Raw genomic sequence first — 16551 nt, 5'->3', positions numbered from 1 at the left:
ACCGTGACAGAATGGCAGGGAGAATTAATTAATAATGATTAAGGAGTAATGATTAGTTAAGGTCCTGAGCTTCATTAGCCAAAGCAAGAAACTTCGCAACCTGCGTTCATTAATCATTCTTCATTACTCATTACTCTTTACTCATTAAAACATTCATCATCGCCTGGGCTTTTAACAAACATTCTTCGTATTCGCGTTCAGGATCGGAGTCGTAAGTGATGGCACTGCCAACCATAAAGTTCAGGTATTGTTTGCTGGCATTATATTGTATACTCCTGATAACGACGTTAAAATCGCAGTCCTGGGTGGGTGTAATGTAACCGAAGGCACCTGAGTAAAGACCGCGTTTAGTTGTTTCCAGTTCTTCAATTAACTTCATGGCGCTAATCTTGGGTGCACCCGTCATGCTACCCATCGGGAAAGCTCCCAGCAATACATCAACCAGGTCTTTGTCCGGTTTTATAGTTCCGGTTATAGTAGAGATCATCTGCCATACCTGCCTAAACCCATAGGTGCCGAACATTTCCTCTACTTTAACGGTGCCCGTAGCGCAGGAGCGGCTCAGGTCGTTGCGCACCAGGTCCACGATCATCATGTTCTCAGCCAGTTCTTTTTCGTCGTTGCGAAGTTGCAGGCGTAGTTGCTCGTCCTCCTTAGCGGTTGCGCCACGCTTTATAGTTCCTTTTATGGGCTGAGAAACTATAGTTGATCCCTCTTTTTTCAGGAAACGCTCTGGCGATGCGCACAGCAGGTAATTATCGTTGAACTTCAGGTACCCCGAAAATGGTGTTGGAGAAGCTTCAGACAAGGCCAGGTATAGTGGCAACGGTTCTATGGTTACGTCTTCGGCAAAAAACTCCATGCAGTAATTTAACTCATACACGTCGCCCTCCTGTATGTGCTGCCTTACTTTTTCTACCTGTGCTACATATTGATTCTTAGATACCCGTTGCTGCATTGCTAAGCCCTTCGGTTTTGCTGCCGTTGCCGCCTGAGTAGCCAGTATAGTTTCCAGTATGTCCTCAGTATAATCATCTGAGTATTCTATAGTTATACTTACTTCATTAAAGTATAAAATGATTTCCGGAACAAAGAAAACTATAGAAGGGAAGCCCAGGCCGTCATGGTTGTAGCTATCCAGTTTCTCGATATAGTTTTTCAGGTCATATGCCAGGTAACCACACAGCATTTGTTCGCTTTTCAACTGTTGGCGCAGGCTTTGAAACGGGTTTTCAGAATTAAAATCCAGAGAGGCCGCGCCCGAAACAGCCAGAACATGCTTAAACCCCTGATGCGGATAGGGTATGGCATGATCGTAGTAATAAGCTGCAAGCGGAAACGTATTGGCCCATGCAAGCGCCTGTAAGCGTAATTGTTCCGGGGAAATGGGAAGTTCAGTATAGTTTATGTCGAGAGTTGGCATGGGTGGTAACTATGGAAGTGTGGATAGTGCCAGCTTTGCTTTTGCCTGGATGCTATTTTTATAGGCATGGTTGCTATAGTTAAGCGCTTTTTGGTACCAGCCCCTGGCCAGATCGTATTTCTTTTGTTGCTGATAAAGATAACCTAACTGGAGTGCTGCATGCGCTGAGAAGTACAAAGGCTCATCCTGGCAGGTAGTTATAGTTGCCTCGTAGTATTTTATAGCCTGCGCCGTTTGCTGCAAACCATGATAGATGCGCGCCTTGCGGTAATAATACTCTGCACGCACCGGCAGCGGAGTGTCTTTGGTTAGCTCCAGCTTATTTACTTCCAGTAGAGCCTGTTCATAAAAGCCCCCATCAGAGTGCAGGCGTGCTAAAAGAAGGTATTTATTTGGCAGCTCGCTGCGGCTAAAAATGTTTAGAGCATACTTATCTTCTTCTGTAAGGTCGGCACCAACCTGGGTAACCTGCTGGTAATGCCATTTAGCCTGCGTCGGATGATTGCTGAGCCAATAAGCCAGGTACAATTTATAGTTAGCCGCTTTCAGGTAATGCTCGCCTTTGTGTTGCTCCAGAAAAGTTCGGTTCTCTTTTATAGATGCCTCGTAGTTGCCCCGGTAAAGGTACAGGTCTGCTGCCATATGGTGCAGGTACGGAAAAGAACTATAGGTAGTGCCGGTCGGTCTTTTAATATAATACTGCAGGGCCGTATCCGCTAATTTTGCCTTTTTATGTAAAACGATGGCAACAAAACTATAGAGCAGGTTATCGGGTTGCTGTTTGACGAGGGCCGATATTTGTGGAAGCGTGGAAGCAGCATTGTCTTCATCCAGTAGTTGCAGTAACAGGGCATGCAATAGCCTGGCTTCGTTCTGGAAGATAGTTGGCTCCTGAGAAGCTCTTTTTAAATTGGCCAAACCTGCGGCCGTATTCCCGCCCAGCCCTATAATGTTCAGAAACCACTTGTATTCGTTGGGTACAGATCCTAGAAGCACCTGCATGACACCCAGGGTTTTGCGGTTCGGTATAAAATCGGGGTACTGTGTTTCGTTTGCTTTAAACTGCAGATAGGCTTTCCTGAAATCCCAGGCGGCGGAAACGCGGTTGCCAAATAACAGTTCGCTCATAGCCAGCTGTGCCCTTATTTCCGCTTTTGCATAGTTTACCCAAACAGACTTCTCTTTCCATTTATCCAGCCTTCCCAGTCGGGCTTCCTGCCGGTTAATCAGCTTTTCAACTTCCGCTTTATCCTGCTTTGTACAGACTTCCATAAAATCGGTATAGTTAGAGAAAAGCAGCGTTACCGCATTTTCAGGGTCCTGTTTTGCTTCTTTCTGTAGTATGGCCCTTCCGGTTACTATCTTCAGCTTCAGGGTTTCGGAGTATGCTTTGGATAGGGGAGCGGTTAAATTAGAAACAGCGTAGCAGGGCAGGTACAGGCAAACTATAGCCGGCAGCAACAAAAAAAAAGGATGGTATTGAGCCATCCTTTTAATTATAGTATGTGTGCGATTAACGCGCAATGTTTCTCAATTAGAATACACGCTGCTCTACACCAGCCAGAATACGGCCACAGTGCTCGCAAACGATAACTTTCTTCTGAGCGGCAATGTCAGCCTGGCGTTGTGGCGGAACAGTGTTAAAGCAACCACCACATGCATCACGCTTCACCTGTACTACTGCAAGGCCGTTACGCACGTTTTTGCGGATACGGTTGTAAGCAGAAAGCAGGCGCTCTTCAATGTCATGCGAAGCAGTTTCGCGCTCAGTTGATAGTTTGTTTTCTTCTTCCTCGCTTTCAGAAACGATCTGGTCCAGCTCGTGCTTCTTGTTGTCAAGGTCTTTACGACGCTCTTCCAGGCGGTGCTTTGTACCTTCGATTTCAGCGATTTTCTGTTCGATCTGGTAATGTGCTTCTCTGATCTTTTTCTCTGAAACCTGAATTTCCAGTTTCTGCAGTTCTATCTCTTTTGTGATAGCATCGTACTCGCGGTTGTTACGCACGTTCTGCTGCTGGTCTTCATACTTACGGATAAGTGACTCTGAGTCTTTGATGGCTTGCTTGCGCTGTGCGATGGCATCGTTCAGGGCTGCAACTTCGTCATCAAACTTACGAACACGAACCTCATAGCCTTCAATCTCATCTTCAAGGTCCTGAACCTCTTCGGGTAAATCACCCCTTACGCGTCTAATTTCATCAAGCTGCGAATCGATGCTCTGAAGCTTTAGTAATGCTTCCAATTTGCTGGCTACCGTACTTTCCATGTATTAATAGGTGTATCTGATAGGGTTTGTGTTTATTTCTGATAAATAGACTGCAAAATTAGGAAAGTTTTTTGATATAGTATCATAAAAAATCTCCTTTGTATATACTTCGCTTTCGTAATGGCCAATATCGGCGATCATTAGCTGGCCTTCGGCATCAAAAAACTCGTGATATTTAACGTCGCCGGTCACAAAAGCATCAGCACCAGCGCGTATGGCATCTTTTATCAGGAAACTGCCGGAACCACCGCACACAGCTACTTTTTTTATAGTTTTTGATCCTACAGAAGTATAGCGCAGGCCCTGCAGTTTCATTTTAGCTTTCAGATAGCCCAGGAATTTTTCTTCCGTTAATTCATCTTTCAGTTCGCCGATCATGCCAATGCCTACTTCCTGGTTTGGGTTCTCCAGTATAGTCAGGTAATGGGCTACTTCTTCGTAAGGGTGTACTTTTAATAATGCATCCATTATCCTGTGCTGCTTAAAGGCCGGGAAAACAACTTCAATCCGGTTCTCCTGTACCTGTTCCGGTTTACCTCTCTCACCTATAGTTGGGTCAGCGTTTTCGGATGGTGTAAAGCGGCCTGTTCCCTGTACCTGGAAACTGCAGTCGCTGTATTCGCCAATCTGTCCGGCGCCGGCTTCATGCACTGCTTTCAAAACGCTTTCGGTATCATCAACAGGCACAAAAAAAGCAAGCTGCATTAAGGTGTGTGGTTTTTTTGATAAGACCTTTACCTTCTGTAGCTCCAGTTTTTCAGCAATTTTGGCATTTACACCATTGTGTACACTATCCAGGTTGGTGTGGGAGGCGTAAATGGCAATGTTGTTTTGAATGGCTTTAACTATAGTTCGCTCTACATAATTTTTACCGGTAAGCGATTTAATGCCTTTAAATATAACCGGATGATGCGCCACTACCAGGTTGCAGCCTTTAACTATAGCTTCCTCCAGTACGGCCTCAGTGCAATCGAGGCAAATTAAAACGCCGGTTACGTCATCTGTCAGGTTACCGGTTTGCAGGCCGGCATTGTCGTAACTTTCCTGGTATGCGAGCGGGGCATATTGCTCTAAAACCCGCACTATATCTTTTAGCTGTGGCATCGTTTATAGGTATAATTTAGACTGCCTTGGTCAGGTGGTTAAAATTAATTTTAAATTTGCTTCCGATACAAACATACATGGATAAACTGAAACTGTTGCTCTGGCCTTTTGCTGCGTTATACGGAGGTATTACGTCAATCCGTAATAAAGCCTATGATAACAGGTTGCTGTCATCGCGTAAATTTAATTTACCGGTAATAGCGGTAGGTAATTTAACGGTAGGCGGCACTGGCAAAACTCCTCATGTAGAGTATTTGTTGCGGTTGCTGCATACTTATAAAGTGGCAACGCTGAGCCGTGGCTATAAACGAACTACCAAAGGTTTTGTACTCGCCGCCGGCAATGCCACTGCTGCAACTATAGGCGACGAGCCTTACCAGTATCATACAGACTTTCCGGAAGTAAGCGTTAGTGTTTGTGAGCAAAGAGTAGAAGGAGTGGAGCAGCTGCTTAAACTCAACCCACCACCGGAAATTATAGTTTTGGATGACGCCATGCAGCACCGGGCCATACAACCCTCCCTAAATTTGCTTATTACAGACTATAACCGGTTGTTTTATAAAGACCATATGTTGCCGGCTGGGTTACTGCGCGAGCCAAAATCGGGAGCCGAGCGCGCAGATGCTATAATTGTAAGCAAGTGCGCCGCTACCATGCAGGCTTCCGAAATGCAAATTATAATTAAGCAGATACAGAAGTATAGCCGCCACGATGCACCTATATTTTTTACTGGTTTACGGTACGGGCAGTTTGTAGCTATTGGTACGCCGAAACCGCTAAGTAAACATGTAATTTTACTTACAGGTATAGCTAATGCCAAACCGCTTAAATCTTACCTGAAAGCGCACCAATTCCGGATAGTGAAGCACCTGGAATACCCGGACCATTATGCGTATACCACACAGGACATGCAACAACTGCAAACCGTATTAAAGGATGAAAAAGAAGATGCCATTATCCTGACTACCCGGAAAGATGCTGTAAAACTGATGGATGGCACCCTGCAAAACTATAGCCGTTCGCTACCGATTTTTTACATACCAATTGAAGTGTATTTCCTGAAAGACGGTGATGCGTTTAATAACTTGATACTGGAGCACGTACATAGCTTTACCAGATAATACCATTTCCTGCTTTTGCAGCTGTTTGTTGTGATAAAAACACTAATTTTGAACTGTGAGAATTAAAAGCATTCCGATACTTCTGTTTCTACTGGCGCTGCTCGTAACTACGGCTTCGTTTGGCCAGGTACGTGACAGGCAACAACTGCCCTCGCGCTCTAAACCAGGGCAGGCAAGACCACAAACCAACCAACAGCAACAACCCAACCGCAACCAGCAGCAACAACAACAGGATACCACGCGGGCAAAAAGGCCGGGAAGCATACTGGATGATACAACCAAAGCCCTGTATGGCCCCAAAACCACGCTGCAACTATATGAAAACGATGTGCTGGAAGGCCGCCACCGGGAGCAGCGCATCGATACAACCATCCAGAATATACAAAACCAGCGCTACTGGTTCCAGGACACGGCTTTCTACCAGCACCTGGGCAATATTGGTACTGCATCGCAACCCCTGCTTTATAAACTGCCGACGCGCATTGGTGTGAGGCTGGGCAAAAATGCCTTCGACCGCTATGCTTACAATCCTGATAACATAAATTATTTCGATACACGGTCGCCTTATTCGCATTTATACTATGTGCAGGGCCAGCGGGGCGAACAGATCTTTGAAGCCATTTATGCCCGTAACATTACCAAACGCTTCAATTTTGGTGTTGCTTACCAGATCATAGGGGCCGACAAGCAGATCGGGTCTACTAATTTGCGGGATGACGGTCTGATAGATAACCAGGCAGTAAAGGCGTTTACTCATTACCGTTCTGAGAAAGACAGGTATAACCTGTTTGCCAACTATACCCACTTAAACCACGAGCAGATTGAGACAGGTGGTGTAAAACCCGGTGAAGGCGACACCCCGGATAGCCTTTTCAGGTATGAGAACGACCTGGTTTATTTGAGCCAGGCAGCAACCACTGAAATGCGGCATAATTACCACTTGCTGCACATGCTTAAAATTGCCGGCGAAAATCTGAAAGCCTATCACCGTTTCGACTGGCGAAGCCAGAATACTACCTACGAAGACAATGACCTGCCTGTAGATGAAAACGGTGCCCTGGACTTTTACCCACGCGCCATCTATAGCAACGCCCGCACCAAAGACAAAACCGAGTACCACGAATTTGAGAATGAATTTGGACTGACCGGAAATACCAAAATTTCTTACTACAAGGCATACATCAAACAGCGCAACGGAAAGTTAAACTATAGCGCCATCGAAACCATTAACCCGGACACGACTGCTGTAGGCCGTATTGTTTCAGGGGCTGTTACAGAAAACCAGGTATTTGTAGGTGGCCAGGTGCGCCTGAACTACCTTGATAAGTACCTGCTTTTCGGGGAGGGGGAATACCAACTCGTAGATAACTATAGATTACATGCGGCCGCACGATTTAAAGGCCTGGAGTTGTCGCAGACACGCATTCGTCAGTCACCAACGCTGGTGGAGCAAAGCTACCTCAGCAACCATTTTGAATGGAATAATGACTTTAAGACAACCATAACCGACCAGAGCCGGGCTACGTTACGTTTGCAATTCTCAGATCGTTTACACCTGCGTTTAAGTGGTGCATATACCAACATCAGCAGGCTTATAGTATATGGTTTTGATGCCGAGCCAATGCAGATCAGCGCCAATCAGCAATTACTGGAAGCACAGTTTGTAAACCATCTCCGCTTCGGAGGCTTCCATTTCGAGAACTTCATAAACTATACTAATACCGACAAAGCTACAGCCATATGTGTGCCGGAGTGGCTGGTAAACTCTAAACTATACTATCAGGGGCACATCTTTAAAAAGGCGCTTTATGGACAGTTGGGCGTAGAAATGTATTTGCCGAAAGGGTATTATGCCGATGCTTACATGCCTGTAACGCAGCAGTTTTACCTGCAAAACGACCTGCTTACTAAAACGTACCCGGTGTTTGATGTTTTCCTGACGGCAGATATTAAAACCGTGAATGTTTTCGTAAAAATGGCCCATGCCAACTACGACCTGTGGGAGCCTGGCTACTTCGAGACGCCTGGTTACCCGGGGCTGCGCCGGAGCTTTACCTTTGGTGTTAAATGGATGTTCTTTGATTGATTTCTTTAATTGTTAAATGGTTAAATTGCTTTATTGTTCAATCTGATAAATGACAATGATTAAGTGAAGTAACCCTTTTAACAATTTAACCATCCAACAATTTATCAATTAAATTTAAATGTCTGAACTACAACCAACTAAAACTATACTTCGCCTGCATTTGCCAACCGACCCGCGTTGGGTAAACATTGCTGAAAAGAACATTGAAGACATATTAGTTGACCACGCTTACTGCGAACAAAAAGCAGCTACTTCGGCTATTTCGCTTATAGTTAAGTATCCCGACAAAACCCGACTGGTAGATGAGTTAACTGACCTGGTAGCCGAAGAATGGAGCCATTTTGAAGGGGTGCTGGAGCAGCTAAAAAAGCGTGGCTTCGGGCTGGGCCGAAACAGACCCGACGAATATGTAGTAGAATTGGCCAAGCACATCCGGAAAGGTAACAAACGTGAGCGCCAGTTAATGGACCATCTGTTGGTAAATGCCCTGATCGAAGCCCGCAGCTGTGAGCGCTTTAAACTCCTCTGGAAAAACATACAGGACGAAGAACTACAAAAGTTTTATTACGAACTCATGGTGTCGGAAGCAGGCCATTATGTAAGTTTTATAAAACTGGCCAAAGAATACATGCCAGCCGAAGAGGTAGATGCCCGCCTAAACGAACTACTGCAAATAGAAGCCGACATTATCCGCAACCTGGAGCCACGCCCTGACAGGATGCATTAAGCAAGTATAACTGCAACCAAGTTTATACTTTACAATCGCAGCGTTATGCAATTCATCAACCTGAACTCGCTTCAAGACCGGCTTATAGTTCTCAGAAATAGTTACCAGGAGCAAAAGCCATTCAGGTTTGTGGTGATTGATGACTTTTTACAACATGACGCAGCCGAACAACTATACAAGTTTTACCCACCTATAGCAGTCGGAAACTGGGACAGCACCACCTACATTGATCAGAAGAACAAGTACCAGAAAACGAAATTTGAGCAGGACGATATCTTCAGCCAGGTTTTCGGGGAGTTAAATTCCGGGATGTTTCTAAACTGGCTGCAACAGCTAACCGGCATAGCCGAGCCCTTGGTTGCCGATGATTCGCTGTTTGGCGGAGGATTGCATCAGTCTACAAACGGCGCATTTCTGAATGTGCATGTGGATTATAATGTGCACCCGGTTAAGAATTACCACCGAAGGCTGAATGTGTTAGTATACCTGAATAAAGAATGGAAAGCTGAGTTCGAAGGCCGCCTGGAACTATGGGACCTTACAGAAGGAAAAAGCATTCAGATTGCTAACATTGCACCAACTTTTAACAGATGTGTGATTTTTGAAACGAACGAAATTTCCTACCACGGCCACCCCCGCAAACTTAACGTACCTGCCGGTATCACCAGAAAATCACTGGCCACTTACTATTACACAGCCACCAGACCTCAAACTGAAACAGCGCCGGCACACAATACCATTTTTGTAAACACGGAGGGTTTGGCGGGGCAGGTAAAGCGTCTGCAGTCGGGGTTGAAAGCGGCTTTGGAACGGATCAATAAGCGCTAAAACTATAGTTACTACCTATAGATTGCTAACACAACCTCCTTGCGCGGGTAGCATCACGTTTTCTGCTTTTTCTTTTTGGCAGCCGGGAAAAGGATATTGTTCAGGATAAGCCGGTAGCCCGGTGAATTTGGATGCAAGGCCAGGTCAGTGGGATCTTCGCCTACCAAATGCTGATAGTCTTCGGGGTCGTGGCCTCCATAAAAGGTCCAGGTGCCTTTGGCGTAGGTGCCGTGCATGTAGCGTATCTCACCCAGTTCCTTGTTCTCACCCATAATAACTACCTCCGGTTTTATCAGACCCTTCCGGAAAGCTGTTGTCTGGCCCATAAAACCCTTTATCGTTTTGGTGTGGTTCTGGCTCAGCATTGTCGGTATCGGGTCCCATTTAGCTGAAAAAGTAAACAGCTGGAAATAATCGTTGGCTTCCGAAACCGGGCGCTCCTGTGGCTGCATGTCAATATCAGAGTACTCGTATTCTAAAGGGTTGCGCACCAGTTTAAAATCACGGAAAGCGAAGGTTTTGCTATAGTCCAGTTTCTGTTGTGCGTTCGGATCGGCACCATCGCCATCATACATGGCTTCAATAAAATCTATGCCTTCGGCGGCAAGAGCTATATCATAGGTATCGGTGGCAGAACACATGGCAAATAAAAAGCCTCCTCCGGCACAGAATTCCTTTATTTTGTTTACTACCGCCAGCTTTAACTGCGATACTTTCTTAAAGCCATGTTTGGCAGCAGCTTCTTCTGCTTCGCGTTGCTGTTCCTGGTACCAGGGATAATGGCGGTAGGTGGCATAAAACTTACCATACTGGCCAGTAAAATCTTCGTGGTGCAGGTGTATCCAATCGTATTTTGGCAGGTCGCCGCGCATAATTTCTTCATCATAAACCACATCATACGGTATCTCGGCATAGGTAAGTACCAGGGTAACGGCATCATCCCAGGGCATTTTAGATTTAGGGGAGTATACGGCTACTTTTGGCACCTTTTCCAGCTTCATGATGTCCATGTTGGCTTCCGGGTCGGCTATCTGGCTAAGGATGTTGCTGTACTGGGCATCTGAAATAACCTGGTACGAAATGCCACGCACGATCAGTTCATTCTCCAGTTGCGAGTTGTGGGTGAAGGCAAAACTACCACCGCGATAATTCAGCAGCCAGTCTACCGGTACGTTTTTGGAGAGCACCCAGTAAGCAGCCCCGTATGATTTCAGGTGATCTTTCTGGTCCTCATCCATCGGGATAAGTACGGTGCTGGCGTAAGCCGATAACTGCAGCAGCAAGGTGCAGAGCAAAAGTAAGATCGTCCTTAAAAACATCGGGTTTGCCGTTAAAATCTAACTAAAAGTATAAATTACAAATCTTTATTAAAGAAAAGAAGCTAACTTAGTTTCAGCGTTTTGTTACTATAACGATAAAAGCCGCCTGAGCGCACACTTACAACTATGAACTTCATCGAAAATATACGGGAGGGCCTTCGTGCAATCCAGAGTAACCTGCTCCGAACTATACTTACCGGCCTTATTATTTCGATAGGTATCATGTCGCTGGTTGGTATACTTACGGCTGTGGATGGCATTAAGCACTCGCTGGACCAAACTTTTTCGAGCCTGGGCGCCAACGCTTTTGATATTGAACGCAAAGGCATGAACAACCGCGGCAACCAGGGGGGCAGAGCGCAAAAAGTATACCCTGAAATTACTTACGAGCAAGCCACGCAGTACAAAGAACTGTTATCTGACAAAGCCACTGTGAGCTTATCGGCATACGTGTCGGGGGCAACTGTTGTTAAAAGCGAAACCGATAAAACTAACCCTAACATTAATGTAATTGCCGGTGATGAAAACTACCTGCAAAGCCAGAGCCTTAACCTGGCACAGGGTAGGGGGTTCTCTAACTATGAACTGGAGTTTGGCGCCAACGTGGCCATTATTGGCAGCGAAATAAAGAAAAACCTTTTCCCGAAAACTAACCCGATCGGGGAGGGTATTACTTTTTTGGGCAGGCGCTTTAAAGTCGTAGGCATGCTGGAAGAAAAAGGCAGCAGCATGGGGGGCAATGCCGGCGACCGCACGGTTATTGTTCCGCTCGAAACAGGCCGACAAATACCGAGAACCGGTAATGCTATACTTAACTACGATATTAAAACAAGTATACCGAGACCGGATGAACTGGACTATGTAATGGGCGAAGCCACCGGTATTATGCGCAGCGTGCGCCAGGATGCTTTAGGCAAAGAAGAATCTTTCGAGATCAGGCGAAGTGACTCCCTGCTGGAAAGCCTGAACGAGATATCTGGATATCTGAAGATCGGAGGATTTGTGATCGGGTTTATAACGCTGCTTGGTGCTTCGGTTGGCCTGATGAACATTATGATGGTATCTGTAAATGAGCGTACCCGGGAAATTGGTGTCAGAAAAGCATTGGGTGCAACGGCTTACCAGATCCGTCAGCAGTTTTTGATAGAATCTATCGTTATCTGCCTGCTGGGTGGTTTTGTGGGCGTAATGCTGGGCATACTGATGGGAAATGGCATTGCCGCCCTTATCGGCGATGGCGGTTTTATAGTGCCGTGGCTGTGGGTTATAGTTGGCCTTACTATTTGTGTAGTAGTTGGCGTTATTTCCGGTTCTTACCCAGCGTACAAAGCATCTAAATTAGACCCGATAGAAGCACTTCGTTACGAATAAACTATAGTTTGTGAAGTTAATGAGTTTAGGAGTTGAAAAAGTTAAGTTGACTTGACTGCTTTCTAATTTTTAATAACTACTACTGCGCTTACACTTGCTACTGGCTATTAACAGATAGTTTGGATCCTTAATGGTTTAATGGTGAAATATCAACTATAGTTTAAGCTGAAATCAGAGGTTAACATCTTATACCAAACTATAAACCTTAATTACTGGACAATAAAAAAGGCGGGAGTTACCCGCCTTTTTGCTTATAGTTGCTGAAGCTTACTTCTTTTTTTCTTCGGTTTTAGCTTCTGTTTTCGGAGCATCTTTTTCTTTTGCGTATGCTTCGTTCAGGCCTTTCAGTACATCCTGAGTAATATCAAGCGATTCATCGCTGTAAAGTATAGCGCTGTTGCCGCGTGAATAAGAAAGCACCATTTTATAGCCTTTTTCTTTGCTATAGTCTTTCAGGTAAGCTTCTACTTTGTCGTAAATCTTTTTCTGCTCTTCGGCTTCTTCGCTCATCAGGCGGTTGCTCTCAGACTGGTTCAGGTTGGCAAGTTCCTGCTGCTTACGTGCAAGGCGCTGCTCTGTAACAGCACGCTGCTCATTCGATAAACCAGCGGCAGTTTGCTGGTATTGGCCAACTTCTCTCTCAAAAGCAGTTGCTTTACCTTTCAGGTCAGTTTCTGCTTTCTTTGCTTTGCCTTCCAGGCGGGTTTTTACATCTTTAAACAGGTCGTAGTTAGCTAAAAGCGTATCAGCATTTACAAACACTACATCGCCTATAGTAGCCGACTCATTCGATTCAACAGCAGATGTAGAAGAAACAGGAGCATCTTTCTTGTCAGTTCCTTGCTGGCAGGCAGCAAGCGACACAGAGGCTAACGTTACGCCAAGGGCAAGCTTCGTTAATTTCACGGGTTAGTTAATTTAGTTAAAAAGGTTGTTTGGGTAAATATAGTTAATGTTTTAAAACTTCAGTATAAGTTTCTTCGGCTTCCATCAGTCCGGCAGCATTTATACCTGTCAGGCGCACGTGTTTCATTTCGTTTACCAGCACCGGGTCATATTTGGCAGCAACACGCACATAGTTCTCAGTCCAGCCTTCCATAATGCCATCTTTCACATCATCCTCAAACAGCACTGTAAACTCTTTGCCTATGTTTTGCTCATAGAAATACCGCTTTTTCTTTTCAGACAAAATGCGCAGCATATCAGCGCGGCGGTTGCGCTCTTTAATACTAACTTTGCCTGGCATTTCTGGTGCAAGTGTGTTCTCGCGCTCTGAGTACGGGAATACGTGCAGGTAACTCACATCCAAGCCATTAATAAAATTATAGGTCTCGATAAAGTCTTCTTCCGTTTCGCCCGGGAAACCAACTATAACATCCACACCAATGCAGCAATGTGGCATTAGTGCTTTAATTTTGGACACGCGGTCGGCGTATAGTTCGCGCTGGTAACGGCGGCGCATCAGTTTCAAAATCTTGTTTGAGCCAGATTGCAGCGGAATATGGAAGTGCGGCATAAAGCGGTTACTCTGCGCTACAAACTCCATGATCTCGTCTTTCAGCAGGTTTGGCTCTATAGATGATATCCGGAAACGCTCGATGTTCTCCACCTTATCCAGTTCTTTTACCAGGTCGAAAAAGGTCTCAACACGTTCGCCATCCTGCAAACCAAAGTCACCGGTATTTACACCCGTCAGCACAATCTCTTTCACCCCTGATTCTGCAATCTCATTAGCCGAACGGACCACGTTTTCTATCGTATCGGAGCGGCTGTTGCCACGTGCAAGTGGTATAGTACAGAAAGAGCAGGAATAATCGCAGCCGTCCTGCACTTTCAGGAACGTGCGGGTGCGGTCGCCGAACGAGTAGGAATTATGGAACGTATTGGCTTCCGAAATCGGGCTGGCGTAAACTTCAGCCTTTTCTTTTTTCGTAAAACCATCCAATATATCTACCAACTGAAATTTCTCGGCAGCGCCCAATACGGCATCCACACCCGGAATTTCGGCAATTTCTTTAGGCTTCAGCTGGGCGTAGCACCCAAGTATAGTTATAAACGCATTTGGCGAATGCTTCTGCGCTTCCTTTACAATTTTCCTGCATTTTTTGTCCGCGTTATCGGTTACAGAGCAGGTGTTGATCACGTAAATATCAGGCGTATCGGTAAATTCAACCTTCTCAAAGCCACGCTCCTGGAAAATACGGCCAATTGTGCTGGTCTCGGAATAGTTGAGTTTACAACCTAATGTATAAAAAGCTACCTTCTTCATAATAAGCTGCAAAGGTACAAAAATTAGTTTTGAATGTTTAAATGAGTGCCTGTGTGAATGAGGAAGTGATACAAATCATTTTTCTCTCTAATTCAGCCATCAGTCGAGCAGGTTATTTTTCCAGAAAATCAGCAAACGAATATTGCAGGTAAGCTTTGCCTGCTTGTAGTTGACTTTCTGAAACGGCCTCGTCTCTCGAGATCACTTTTTTTGCTGTATTATCAAAGGTAACCACACCTGCCGGAGTTATATAGCCAAATCCATCCTGGAACACATAAAAAGCAAACGGTTTTTTGGTTGGGGCAAGTAGGTTGCGGCTCCAGACATATTCGGTATGCGGCAGGCCTACCTGCGAAAGTATAGTTGCTGCAATATCAGTTTGGGAACCTAACGCATCTATAGTTACACCATGCTTTGAAATAGCGCCACCAGTAAGTATAAAAGGTATATGGAACTTGCTGGGCGCATGGTTCTCATCTTTATTCGGGTACGGATGCCCGTGGTCAGCTACTAAAACCACCAGCGTATTTTGCCACCAGGACTCTTTTTTAGCCGCAGCTATAAAGTTACCTAATGCCCAGTCGGTATAGTTTACGCTGTTTCTATACTTGCTTACATCATCTGTTACCGGAAACTTAGGCTTAGTAGGAATCTCGAAAGGTTCGTGGCTGCTTAAGGTATAAACTGTACTGAAAAATGGCTCTTTCTCGTTTTTGAGATCTTTTAGTACGCGCTCAAATAATACATGGTCGTGGGCACCCCATTTGCTGTTGTAGCTCTCTTCCGGAAAAGCGTATTTGTCGATCAGCTTATCGTAACCGCCATTTAGAAAGTAGGATTTCAGGTTGGCAAATTCCAGCTCACCTCCGTAATAGAAACTCGTGTTATACCCCTGCTGCTCAAATGTATGGCTTAACTGCGGCAACTTCTCCGATTTTTTAGGCACCTTAACTATAGATGTAGCTGGCTGCACCGGGTAACCACTCAATATAGAAACCATACCTTTCTGGCTACGGTCTCCGCTGGCATAAAAATTTGTAAAGCTGATGCCCTCTTTTGCCAATTTATCCAGGTTAGGGGTTACGCCTTTTTCGCCGCCCAGGCTTTCAACCATTTTGGCCGTATAGCTCTCCAGAATAATGAACAGCACATTTGGCTTGCCCGTTTTTACAACTTGCCCCGACGTGTCAGCAACGGAACTATAGAGTTTATGTACCACATTTTCGGCCGAGTCGGCAGGCAGGTACAGATAGGGGTTAGTGCTTTGTTCGCCATACTTCAGCATCGAGTGCATCATGTTCCAAGGCATATTCAGGCTGGCATGGTTAACAAAAGGCTTGTCAGAGAAATAAGCGGTACTTTGGTTGATCGGGATCTGTTGTACCCCGCCGCGCATCGGCAATACCAACAACGCAATAAAAGCAAAAGACAAAACAGCCGTTATCCACGAAAAACGGTTCAGTCTATAGTTGGCCAGGTCAAAAAACAGCTTATAGATAATTATAAATATACCCGTAAGTGCAAGTGCCACAAAAGTTAGCAGCAGGAGCGGGGCCGAAGCTGCCGAAGCCGCCATTTCGGTCGGGGTATTGAGGTATTGTAAAGGTGTAGAATCTAGCCGGAAACCCCAGTGCGAATACAGTTCCAGATCAGCGGCAAGTATAACTGAGATTATACCCAGCCACACAAAGGTGAACCACCGGATAATAGCCGCAGCAGGCAGCCGTTGCCAGAGCGAACTTACAAAAGCAACTATAAACGGCACGGCACTCAGGTAAGAGGCAAAAGAGAGATCGAGGCGGGAACCATACCAAAAGGTACCGGCTAGCTCGCTTATAGTAACCTGCGTTGTATTATCGAGATGATATAACAGGAATGCCGCCCTGGAAACTATAAAAAACAGTACCCAAAACAGGAAATATAGCGGCTGAAAGTAAAAGGGCTTTTTCACGGTGCAAAGATAATCACTTACCAGCCTCAATTAACAGTTATCCGCATAAGTTAATTCCACCTGATCTATTAAAGAGGTTACCTTTT

The 16551-nt window shown here is 45.4% G+C and carries 13 protein-coding genes; 5 read left to right on the top strand and 8 right to left on the bottom strand.

Annotated elements, in window-relative coordinates:
* Positions 1-130 precede the first annotated feature (130 nt).
* From GWO68_RS01035 to GWO68_RS01020, 4 genes are read right to left on the bottom strand one after another with little or no spacing between them, the layout of a single operon-like run.
* Positions 131-1423 carry an anthranilate synthase component I family protein gene (locus tag GWO68_RS01035; protein ID WP_162344537.1) on the bottom strand — a complete coding sequence of 431 codons (1293 nt, stop codon included), beginning with the start codon at positions 1421-1423 and terminating at the stop codon, positions 131-133.
* A gap of 9 nt (positions 1424-1432) precedes the next feature.
* Positions 1433-2911 (bottom strand): tetratricopeptide repeat protein, encoded by a 1479-nt coding sequence (locus GWO68_RS01030; protein ID WP_162344536.1) that lies wholly within the window; start codon positions 2909-2911, stop codon positions 1433-1435.
* A 46-nt stretch (positions 2912-2957) separates the two neighbouring features.
* Positions 2958-3689, bottom strand: coding sequence for a zinc ribbon domain-containing protein (locus tag GWO68_RS01025; RefSeq protein WP_162344535.1), 732 nt, complete (start codon positions 3687-3689; stop codon positions 2958-2960).
* Between the two features lie 3 nt (positions 3690-3692).
* Positions 3693-4793 carry a Nif3-like dinuclear metal center hexameric protein gene (locus tag GWO68_RS01020; RefSeq protein ID WP_162344534.1) on the bottom strand — a complete coding sequence of 367 codons (1101 nt, stop codon included), beginning with the start codon at positions 4791-4793 and terminating at the stop codon, positions 3693-3695.
* A gap of 77 nt (positions 4794-4870) precedes the next feature.
* On the opposite strand from GWO68_RS01020, the gene lpxK reads away from it, so the two are divergent.
* The 4 genes from lpxK (at position 4871) to GWO68_RS01000 (ending at position 9555) form a co-directional block, all read left to right on the top strand.
* Positions 4871-5914, top strand: a complete 1044-nt coding sequence (gene lpxK / locus GWO68_RS01015; protein WP_162344533.1) for a tetraacyldisaccharide 4'-kinase — start codon at positions 4871-4873, stop codon at positions 5912-5914.
* Positions 5915-5969: 55 nt separating this feature from the next.
* Positions 5970-8000, top strand: a complete 2031-nt coding sequence (locus tag GWO68_RS01010) for a putative porin (RefSeq protein ID WP_162344532.1) — start codon at positions 5970-5972, stop codon at positions 7998-8000.
* A gap of 118 nt (positions 8001-8118) precedes the next feature.
* The gene (gene miaE / locus GWO68_RS01005; protein ID WP_162344531.1) at positions 8119-8727 is read left to right on the top strand and encodes a tRNA-(ms[2]io[6]A)-hydroxylase; all 609 of its coding nucleotides are present in this window, start codon (positions 8119-8121) and stop codon (positions 8725-8727) included.
* Positions 8728-8772: 45 nt separating this feature from the next.
* The gene (locus tag GWO68_RS01000) at positions 8773-9555 is read left to right on the top strand and encodes a 2OG-Fe(II) oxygenase (protein ID WP_162344530.1); all 783 of its coding nucleotides are present in this window, start codon (positions 8773-8775) and stop codon (positions 9553-9555) included.
* A 53-nt stretch (positions 9556-9608) separates the two neighbouring features.
* Here the strand turns inward: GWO68_RS01000 and GWO68_RS00995 are convergent, their stop codons facing one another.
* Entirely contained in the window at positions 9609-10874 is a 1266-nt protein-coding gene (locus tag GWO68_RS00995; protein WP_162344529.1) for an asparagine synthetase B, read from the bottom strand.
* 126 nt (positions 10875-11000) lie between these two features.
* Here GWO68_RS00995 and GWO68_RS00990 point away from each other — a divergent pair, with 126 nt between their 5' ends.
* Positions 11001-12245: an ABC transporter permease gene (locus GWO68_RS00990; protein ID WP_162344528.1), complete on the top strand. Its 1245-nt coding sequence runs from the start codon at positions 11001-11003 to the stop codon at positions 12243-12245.
* A 267-nt stretch (positions 12246-12512) separates the two neighbouring features.
* On the opposite strand, the gene GWO68_RS00985 is transcribed toward GWO68_RS00990, so the two are convergent.
* The 3 genes from GWO68_RS00985 to GWO68_RS17990 form a co-directional block, all read right to left on the bottom strand.
* Entirely contained in the window at positions 12513-13151 is a 639-nt protein-coding gene (locus tag GWO68_RS00985) for an OmpH family outer membrane protein (RefSeq protein ID WP_162344527.1), read from the bottom strand.
* Between the two features lie 43 nt (positions 13152-13194).
* Entirely contained in the window at positions 13195-14514 is a 1320-nt protein-coding gene (gene mtaB, locus GWO68_RS00980; RefSeq protein WP_162344526.1) for a tRNA (N(6)-L-threonylcarbamoyladenosine(37)-C(2))-methylthiotransferase MtaB, read from the bottom strand.
* A 112-nt stretch (positions 14515-14626) separates the two neighbouring features.
* Positions 14627-16465: an LTA synthase family protein gene (locus GWO68_RS17990; RefSeq protein ID WP_162344525.1), complete on the bottom strand. Its 1839-nt coding sequence runs from the start codon at positions 16463-16465 to the stop codon at positions 14627-14629.
* Between the last annotated feature and the right edge of the window lie 86 nt (positions 16466-16551).

The organism is Pontibacter fetidus (assembly GCF_010119545.1).
In the GTDB taxonomy this organism is placed as follows: Bacteria; Bacteroidota; Bacteroidia; order Cytophagales; family Hymenobacteraceae; genus Pontibacter; species Pontibacter fetidus.
Note: the sequence above shows the minus strand (reverse complement) of the source record. Positions and strands in the feature narration are given on the sequence as shown.

Coding starts and splice junctions, on each gene's coding strand:
- GWO68_RS01035 (WP_162344537.1), bottom strand. CDS start 1,423: ATGCCAACTCTCGACATAAACTATACTGAACTTCCCATTTCCCCGGAA.
- GWO68_RS01030 (WP_162344536.1), bottom strand. CDS start 2,911: ATGGCTCAATACCATCCTTTTTTTTTGTTGCTGCCGGCTATAGTTTGC.
- GWO68_RS01025 (WP_162344535.1), bottom strand. CDS start 3,689: ATGGAAAGTACGGTAGCCAGCAAATTGGAAGCATTACTAAAGCTTCAG.
- GWO68_RS01020 (WP_162344534.1), bottom strand. CDS start 4,793: ATGCCACAGCTAAAAGATATAGTGCGGGTTTTAGAGCAATATGCCCCG.
- lpxK (WP_162344533.1), top strand. CDS start 4,871: ATGGATAAACTGAAACTGTTGCTCTGGCCTTTTGCTGCGTTATACGGA.
- miaE (WP_162344531.1), top strand. CDS start 8,119: ATGTCTGAACTACAACCAACTAAAACTATACTTCGCCTGCATTTGCCA.
- GWO68_RS01000 (WP_162344530.1), top strand. CDS start 8,773: ATGCAATTCATCAACCTGAACTCGCTTCAAGACCGGCTTATAGTTCTC.
- GWO68_RS00995 (WP_162344529.1), bottom strand. CDS start 10,874: ATGTTTTTAAGGACGATCTTACTTTTGCTCTGCACCTTGCTGCTGCAG.
- GWO68_RS00990 (WP_162344528.1), top strand. CDS start 11,001: ATGAACTTCATCGAAAATATACGGGAGGGCCTTCGTGCAATCCAGAGT.
- mtaB (WP_162344526.1), bottom strand. CDS start 14,514: ATGAAGAAGGTAGCTTTTTATACATTAGGTTGTAAACTCAACTATTCC.